The sequence below is a fragment of the bacterium genome (genome assembly GCA_026398675.1).
In the GTDB taxonomy this organism is placed as follows: Bacteria; RBG-13-66-14; RBG-13-66-14; order RBG-13-66-14; family RBG-13-66-14; genus RBG-13-66-14.
Window position 1 is genome coordinate 1 of record JAPLSK010000188.1, and the last position, 1515, is coordinate 1515.

2 protein-coding genes are annotated in these 1515 nt (G+C 65.1%); both read left to right on the forward strand.

Features of this window, described 5'->3' with window-relative positions; all coding sequences use genetic code 11:
* On the forward strand, window positions 1–345 hold a 345-nt coding region (locus NTW26_06195; protein ID MCX7021849.1), incomplete at its 5' end, for an acyl-CoA dehydrogenase family protein.
* Window positions 346–429: 84 nt separating this feature from the next.
* On the forward strand, window positions 430–1515 hold a 1086-nt coding region (locus NTW26_06200), incomplete at its 3' end, for a methylmalonyl-CoA mutase family protein (protein ID MCX7021850.1).

The window sequence follows — 1515 nt, forward strand, 5'->3', positions numbered from 1 at the left end:
CGGGTCCAGTTCGGCAAGCCCATCGGCGACCTCCAGGCCATCCAGTGGATGGTGGCGGACATGGCGACCCGGGTTGACGCGGCGCGCCTTCTGACCTACCGCGCCGCCCTCCTGGAGGACCAGGGGGACGTGAGGTTCTCCCGCGAGGCCGCCATGGCCAAACTCTTCTCATCGGAGACCGCCTGTTTCTGCGCCGACTGCGCCATGCAGATACACGCCGGGTACGGCTACTGCGGCGACTACTCCGACATCGAGCACATCTACCGCGACGCCCGTATCACGCGCATCTACGAGGGCACCAGCGAAATCCAGCGGCTGGTCATCGGCACGTCGTACCTCCGGTAAAATGGAGACAAGGGGTTTAACCGAGCGAAGCGAGCTATGCCGTCGGCAAAACCCCTTGCCCCAAAAGCGAGCGAAGGGGAGTTTATGGGGATAAATGAGAAAAACCGCCGCGGGGACGAGACCGCGGAGTGGAAGGAAAGAATCGCCGGACTGCCCGAGCGCGACGTCCTCTTCGAGACGATCAGCGGCCGGCCCATCAAGCCCATGTACACCCCCGACGACCTGGGTGACTTCGACTATGCACAGAAGCTCGGGGTTCCCGGGTTGCCGCCCTACACCAGGGGCGTGCAGGACAACATGTACCGCGGCCGACTGTGGACCATGCGCCAGTTCTCCGGCTTCGGCTCCGCCGAGGACACCAACGCCCGGTACAAGTACCTCCTCGGGCAGGGGCAGACCGGCCTCTCCGTCGCTTTCGACCTGCCCACCATCATGGGCTACGACTCGGACCACACCCGCGCTTCAGGGGAGGTCGGGCGCTGCGGCGTGGCCATCAGCTCCCTGGCGGATATGGAGGTCCTCTTCGACGGCATCGCCCTGGACAAGGTCTCGACCTCGATGACCATCAACGCCCCGGCGTCGCTCCTTCTGGCCTACTACATCGTGGTGGGGGAAAAGCAGGGGGTGGACTCCAAGGTCCTGCGCGGCACGATTCAGAACGACATCCTCAAGGAGTACATCGCCCAGAAGACCTGGATCTTCCCGCCCGAGCCGTCCATGCGGCTGATAACCGACGTCTTCGCCTTCTGCGCCGACCAGGTTCCCAAGTGGAACACCATCTCCATCTCGGGGTACCACATCCGCGAGGCGGGTTCCACGGCGGTGCAGGAGCTGGCGTTCACCCTGGCCGACGGCTTCGCGTACGTGGAGGCGGGAATCGCCGTCGGGCTGGACGTGGACGTCTTCGCGCCCCGGCTGTCACTCTTCTTCAACGCCCACCTAGACTTCTTCGAGGAGATAGCCAAGTACCGGGCGGCGCGCCGCATCTGGGCCCGCCACATGCGCGATAAATACCACGCCAAGGACCCCCGCTCCTGGCTCATGCGCTTCCACACCCAGACCGCCGGGTGCAGCCTCACCGCCCAGCAGCCGGAGAACAACATCGTGCGCACCGCCCTGGAGGCCCTGGCCGGAGTCCTCGGCGGAACGCAGTCCCTCCACACCAACTCC